The 6,739-nt window shown below is 69.6% G+C and carries 6 protein-coding genes; 5 read left to right on the forward strand and 1 reads right to left on the reverse strand.

The features are described from left to right. From A9X03_RS24025 to A9X03_RS24040, 4 genes are all read left to right on the forward strand, one after another. Positions 1-337 (forward strand): FkbM family methyltransferase (locus A9X03_RS24025; protein ID WP_156746653.1); only part of this gene is annotated, 337 nt, incomplete at its 5' end. Between the two features lie 428 nt (positions 338-765). Continuing rightward, the gene (locus A9X03_RS24030; protein WP_067748611.1) at positions 766-2,256 is read left to right on the forward strand and encodes a hypothetical protein; all 1,491 of its coding nucleotides are present in this window, start codon (positions 766-768) and stop codon (positions 2,254-2,256) included. Positions 2,257-2,265: 9 nt separating this feature from the next. Then, positions 2,266-2,613 carry a YbaB/EbfC family nucleoid-associated protein gene (locus tag A9X03_RS24035; protein WP_067748608.1) on the forward strand — a complete coding sequence of 116 codons (348 nt, stop codon included), beginning with the start codon at positions 2,266-2,268 and terminating at the stop codon, positions 2,611-2,613. Between the two features lie 168 nt (positions 2,614-2,781). Beyond that, on the forward strand, positions 2,782-4,965 hold the full coding sequence (locus tag A9X03_RS24040; RefSeq protein WP_067748606.1) for a hypothetical protein: 2,184 nt from the start codon (positions 2,782-2,784) through the stop codon (positions 4,963-4,965). A 109-nt stretch (positions 4,966-5,074) separates the two neighbouring features. On the opposite strand, the gene A9X03_RS24045 is transcribed toward A9X03_RS24040, so the two are convergent. Continuing rightward, positions 5,075-6,502, reverse strand: coding sequence for a hypothetical protein (locus A9X03_RS24045; protein WP_082954781.1), 1,428 nt, complete (start codon positions 6,500-6,502; stop codon positions 5,075-5,077). A gap of 69 nt (positions 6,503-6,571) precedes the next feature. Here A9X03_RS24045 and A9X03_RS28820 point away from each other — a divergent pair. Then, positions 6,572-6,739: helix-turn-helix domain-containing protein (locus A9X03_RS28820; RefSeq protein WP_156746654.1), on the forward strand; the 168-nt coding region annotated here is incomplete at its 3' end.

A 6,739-nucleotide genomic window follows, 5' to 3' on the forward strand; every position in this document is an offset into this window, starting at 1 on the left:
CATCGGCACCGAGGAGGTGGCCCTCCGTCGACTCGATTCCCTGGCGCCCGAGCTCTTGCTGCCCGACGACGTGGCATTCCTCAAGCTCGACGTCCAGGGGTTCGAGAGGCAGGTGATCGCCGGCGGGGAGACAACGGTGCACGATCGCTGCGTCGGAGTGCAGCTCGAGCTCTCGTTCGAGCCCTTGTACGACGGTGGCATGCTCGCCGACGAGGCGATGGACCTGATGCGCTCACTGGGCATGGCGTTGGCCGGATTCGCGCCGTTCTTCTTCGATGTCCGAACCGGGCGACTGCTGCAGGCCGACGGGGTTTTCTTCCGACCGGCCGGGGTGTGACGGTCGGGCGCCGCCTGGCCCGCACGCCGTCGAGAAGGGCGAGGCCGCAACGCCTTCGGGCGGACCAATGCGGCGCAATGTGTGCGCATTGCACCCCGGTACACCACGCATTTTCGAGCCGAAAGTGTGCCAAATCGGTACGGCAAATTGCTGCGCGCGGGCCCTCTTGGGTGAATTAGGATAACTCCGATGGCGGTTGGCGTGCCCCTACACCGCCCGATGACTCGGCGACACGAAAGGGGTGGTCGGTGACTGCACCGCATCCTGCTGTCGACCGCGCCGACTCAGCGGGCAACGCCAGTCTCCTCGCGCCCGCGGGCCACGGTGTCGAACGAGTGACGTTGCGGCACACCTCACCGACACTGCCGCGGCCTCGGCGGTTTTCGATTCGGCCGACGATGACTTCAGCGTAAGGAGAGCCAGCCGATATGCCGCAGACGTTGAAGGTCGAATACGAAGAACTCATGGCGCGGGCCAATGAGATCGAGGCGGCGCTGCCGGCCATCCCGGCCACCAATCCCGCAGCCCCGTGTGCCCTCTCTTTTGTCAACGATGCCGCCACCCAACTCGCGCTTTCCGCCGACTCGATGCGGCTTTACCTCAGGGCGTGCGAGCGGGAGTGGCGGGCGCTGGCGAAATCACTCCGCAACGCCGCCAAAGCCTACGAAGAGGTCGACGAGGGCAGCGCCGAGGCCATCAACGCCGTCGACGGCGGTTCGTCCGCATCGGGGGTCGGCAACGGAAGCGACCGGATGACGGCCAATTGCGACCCGGACGAGGACTTCGGCGGCTACCTGCCCCCGCCCCCACCGCCACCGCCGGCGTTCGAGTACCCCTACTACGAGGTCAGGCAGGCGGCGACGGCCATCGAGTCCGGCGACCAGGGCACCGCCTTCAAGGCGTTCGCGAAGGAGTGGGACAACTTCCAACGAGAATTCCAGAAGGAGACCTACCGTTTCCGGCCGTTCAGCTCGTGGGAGGGCGAGGCATGCGCAGCGGTCGAGTTGAATTTCGAGGCACAACGGCAGTGGATCTACTCGATGGCTCAATTGTGCGTCAGCCTCGGAAACCAGGCCCTGAGAGTCGTCGACGCCCACAAGAAAGCTCGGGTCATGGGCGATCGTCAGACGCATGACTATGACGGAAAGTGGACCGTCGAGGCGGAACACCCCACGAGTTACGAAGTGTCGCAATGTGATTACTGGTACCAGCGGTATGTGACGTCGTATCCGTATTACCTGTACATGGCGGTCAGCTGGTATGAAAGCCTGCAGCAGAAATCGGAGACGTCGCTCAACATGTACATCGCGAACGCGTCGCTGCCGCTGCCGCCGGTGAATCCCAAGGCTCCGCCCGCCGCCACCCGCATTTCGGCGCCCCCCGACCCGAATGCGCCGGGCGACGGAACGATCGATCCGACCATTCCGGGCGGTTGGCCCACCGGCGACGGAACCGGGGCGCCCGCCACCCCCATGACGCCCATGGTGCCGCCGATGCCGGGGGGCGGCATGCCGGGGGCGGCGGACCAGCCGGCCATGGACGCCGCCATGAAAGATGCATTGAAGGGCAAGCCGGGTCTGCCCGGGGGAGGCGGGGTCAAACCGGCCGGGTTGGGCGGCGGCGGGGCCGGTGTGCCGTCGATGCCATTGCAGCCCGCGGTGGATTCCGAGGCGGCGTCCCGGCCCGCCGGCGCGGCACCCGGTGGCGCGGGCCCGGGCCGCGGAATGCCGGGCGTTGGCGGCGCCGCCGGTGGCGGCATGGGCGGCGGGATGGCGCCGATGGGCGGGCCCGGCCAGAACCAAAACCAGGGCAAGGGCAAACGCGTGCAATCGGACGACGAGTCGCTCTACACCGAGGAACGCGCATGGACCGAGGGCGTCATCGGGAACCGCCCGCGCAAGACAGCACCCGAGAAGTAAGGATCCCAAATGACCGTGGAGATGCACCCCCAGGTGGCAGAGGCGCTGCGGCAGGCGCAGCTGTTCCAGTCGGCGTTGGAGGACCAGCAGCACCGAACGAATACCGAAACGTTCACGGCCACAGACGAATCGAAGACCGTCGAGGCAACCCTCAATGCCCGACTCTGCTTGACCGGTCTCCACATCGAGGACGGCCTGCTGCGCCTGGGAGCCGAAACGGTCGGGGAGCGCGTCAACGAGGCGATCGGCAACGCGCGGGCCGTCGCGACCGCCGCGATCGACGCCGAGGAGGACCGGCTCATCGAGTTGGTCGCCGGCATCGCCGGTTCGCTCAAAGAGACCCTCGGCTTAACCTGAGCGAAACCCGGTGCCGGACAGGGGTTTGAATGCTCCGGACCGGCGGGGACCCACGCTCAATTTGGCGCAGTTGGCTTGGCTGAACCTCGATTACGCTTGCTAACCATGATGTCCGGTACCCTCCAGCGGCCGACGCGTTGGCGCATGCCGCCGGCGCAGGAGTAGGCGATGGGCGTCGCGAAGCCGGTCAGCGAGTATGCCGCGCAGATGCTCACCCCGGACGCCTGGCCCGAGGTGGACGAGGACAACTACTACGACCGGGCGCAGCAGTACACCGAGGTGCTGCGGCAGGTCACCGCGGTGTTGGAGACCTGCCAGCACGAGCAGAGCGACATCTTCGACGGAGGATTCTGGTCCGGCGGTGCCGCCGCCGCGGCCAAGAGCGAGCTCGGCACCAACATCGATGAGCTCAAGAAGCTGCAGAACGGCCTGGCGACGGTCATCACCTGGCAGCGGTATGTCGCCGATTCGGTCACCCAGGCCAAATGGGATGTCAGTGACATCGTCGAGGCCGCGCAGACGGAAATCCGCGCCCTCGAGAACGACTCCACCCTGGACGCCGCCGAGCGGACCACCGCGATCAACTCGGTGCTCAGCACCGCCTACGGGGCGAACCTCAGCGTGGTCACCGGCACCGCCGAGCGGATCGTGGCGAGCAAGGCGTGGAAGCCGCCCCACAATGCGCTGCGGGACTTGCTCGATCAGAAGACGCCGCCGCCGGTCACGCTGCCGGACGGTCCATCATCGCCGGCGCCGCCCGTCGAGGAAGACGGTCCGCGGCCCGGCCCCGCGCCACCGGCGCCGGTGACGCCACCGCCGGCGGCGCCCCCGCTGGCGCCCCCCGCGATGCCACCTTCGGCAATGCCCACACCGGGGCCAGGCGCGCAGCCCCCGCCCGGAATGCCGACCGTTCCCGGGCAGGTGCCCGCCCCACCGGCCGTCAAACCCGGCGGGGGTGGCCCCGCCGTGCCTGGCGGCCCGGGCGGTCCCGGCGGTGTACCGGCACCGCCGTCGGCTCCCGCGGCGCCGCTGAGCCCGGCGGCGTCGGCGGAACCGCTCGGCGCGGGCGGACGCGGCAAGGGCATGACGCCGGCGTCGCTGATGTCGCCGTCGGTCGCGCCCCGGACGGAAGAGTCGGCGACGGCCGCGCCCGTCGGCGGGGCCGGCATGCCGGCCGGACTGCCGGGCGCCTCGGGCGGCGGATCGCGCGGTGGCGGCGCCGGGGCGGGCGCAGGTGCTTCGGCGGCGCAGAAGCCGCCAACCGGTTCGGCCAGCACGCGACCCGCGGCCGCCGGCAATCGGCCGGCGCCGGCCCGACCCGCCGCGTCCGCCGGCGACCCGGCATCGACCGAGCGGAGCGACGCGGCGGATGCCGTTGTCGTGACACCAATCATCCCGGTTTCGAAGGCGCGCGCCGAACGCGACGCCATCGCGGACGCAGCCACCGCCGACGCGGCGCGCCGCCAGGCCGATCCGCTGCGATTGGCGCGGCGCATTGCGGCGGCCCTGAACGCACCCGGCGCCAACGGTGCCGGCGAACTCGGATTCTTTTGGGTGACGGCGGTGACCACCGACGGGCAGATCGTGGTGGCCAACAGCTACGGGCTCGCCTACATCCCCGACGGGGTGCAATTACCCGAACAGGTGCAGATGGCCAGCGCCGACGACGCCATTCCCGCCGCGGAACGGGCGCGCTGGGCCACCTACCCGGTGATGGCCGTTCAGGGTTGGGCGCAGCACCACGACCAGAAGCTGCGCGCGGTGATCGCGACCGAGGAGCAGCTGGCCAATTCGGATCCCGGTGCCGCGAAGGTCCTGCTGAAGCCCGACGACATCCCGGACAACGGCGACATGGTCGGTCTATCCCGGCTGGCCGTCGTGGACCCGGAGGCGGCCGACCGGCTGGCCGCCACCACGGACGTCCGGCTGGTCAACCTGTTGCCGCCGGCGCCCGCCGATGCGACCCCGTCGGCAGACAGCCAGCGGGCCCCTGACGAACTGATGGACTCCGACGCCGCGGCTCACCTCGCCGCCTCGCTGGCCGAAGGCAAGATCAGCCTGCAGGAGATGCTGGCGCAGGTGCCGAAATCGGCCGAGGATCCCGCTCCGCCCGTCGACCAGCGGCCGATGCTGTGGTTCGACGTGATGAAGCCGCTGGCCAGCCGCTCCCCCGGGCGGCAGGCCGCGCACCTGCGGGCCTTCCATCGTTACGCCGAGCACGCCCAGGAGGTGCTGGTCGCACAGGCGCACACCGCGGCCGATCCCGTGGCCCAGCGAGCCGCGGTCGCCGATTGGTTGTACTGGAAGCACCTGACCGGGTTGTTGTCGGCGGCGCTCTCCGACGCATCGTGAGTCGGTCGGCGACCCCTCGCTCGGACGAAGAAGCGGGCCTTCGTCCAACATTCCCGGCACCCCTCGGCCGGGAGCGGAGAAGGCCCGCCTTCGTCGGGGCGTCAGCCGATCACCGGGCGTCCTTTGCCTCCGCGACCTCCCTGCGCCGCCGGCCGATCACGCCCTCGGTCCACGGCCGCCGCTCGGTGTAGATCGCCTCCTCGTCGGATTGCGGACGCTTGCCCTTGCCGTTCGGTTGCCCCTGCGCACCGGGGGCGCCCATCGGCGCCCCGCCCATGCCGCCGCCCAATCCGCCACCGCCGCTTGGGATCCCGCGGCCAGGACCCGAGGACCCGGCCGCCGCCCCGGTGGACCGTTGCGGCGCTTCGGCGTCTACCGCGGGTTGCAACGGCATCGACGGCACACCGGTCCCGCCGCCGCCCAGCCCGGCCGGCTTCAGCCCCGGGCCCTTCGACGGGGCGGGCGCCCCCCTCCAAGCGCCCGCCCCGGTCGGGTCGGTGGGCATCGCCGGCGTACCGGTGAACGGCGCACTCGGCATGCCGGTGGGGGTGTTCAGGTACTCGTCGCCGTACGGCAACTCGTCGTATGGGGTGTCGGGATCCGTCTCGTACGAGCCGGGCTCAGGGGGCGGGGCGACGTAGTAGGCGGCGGGGGGCTTGGGCGGATTGATAGGCGCCAACGGCAGCGCCGCCCTCCTCTGGTATTCCGCCAGGACCTCCTCCGACTTCTTCTGCAGCCGCGCGTATTCCTCTTCCAACGCGGGCTTGACGCTGCCTTTCCAATGTTCTGCCGGCAGATGGCCTTGGAAGTACACCCACGCGTCGTCGAGCTCTTTCAGCTGCGCGACGGTGGGATGTTCCGTGACGGCCCAACGGTGCGTCGACACGACGCCTTGCGCCTGGCTGACCATCGTGCCGGACAACGCCGCCATCTGGTCGAGCCATGACCGATGCGAATCGAAGTTGTCTTCAACGGCGTATGTGGCGTCGCCGTACCATTCGACGAACGGCCGGAAACGATAGCGGGCCTCTAGCAGTGTCCGCTGGTGATCGGCCCACGTTTGCGCGAACAGGTCGAGTGAGACGCCCTGATCGAGTTCGGCGATCTCCTCGGCGGCCTGCCGGACCGGGCAGTACGGCGTCGGCTCAATCGACGAAGCCCCAACCTTTTTCGTGTCGCCGAGTGCCACCGGATCGGGACCTTCGCCGGTGACGCCGGGCGCCGCGGCCTGCACCGACGTGCCGTCGTCGATGGCCTCTTGCGAGTTCTCGTCGACCTCCTCGTAGGCCTTCGCGGCGTTGCGCAGCGACTCCGCGAGGCGGCCGCGCTCGCGTACGCCGACCCCCAGGTAGAGCCGCATATTGTCGGCGGACAACGCAAGTTGCGCGACGGCGGCGGTGACCATGGCCAGGGCGCAGGGCGCTTCAGCGTTGTCGGCGGGCTGACCCGGGATCGCGGCCTCCACCTCGTCGGCCCTGGCCATCAGCTCCTGGTACTCCACACTCAGCGTCTGCGGTTGGGTCAGCGTCTGCGTCATCGCGGATCATCTCCTTGGTCGAGGACTGTAGTCAGTCGACTACAGTGCATTCTCCGGTAGTGTAGTCATATGACTACAGACGGCACAAGCCCATCGGACCAGGTGGTTTGCCCCACGGGGCGCGACGAGGTGGTCGCGGCGATCCTGGACAGCGCGAGCCAGTTGTTCGCCGAACGTGGGCCGGCCGCCACGTCGATCCGCGATGTCGCCACTGCGGCGCGGGTCAACCACGGCCTG

This window comes from Mycobacterium sp. E1715 (genome assembly GCF_001667625.1).
Classification (GTDB): domain Bacteria; phylum Actinomycetota; class Actinomycetes; order Mycobacteriales; family Mycobacteriaceae; genus Mycobacterium.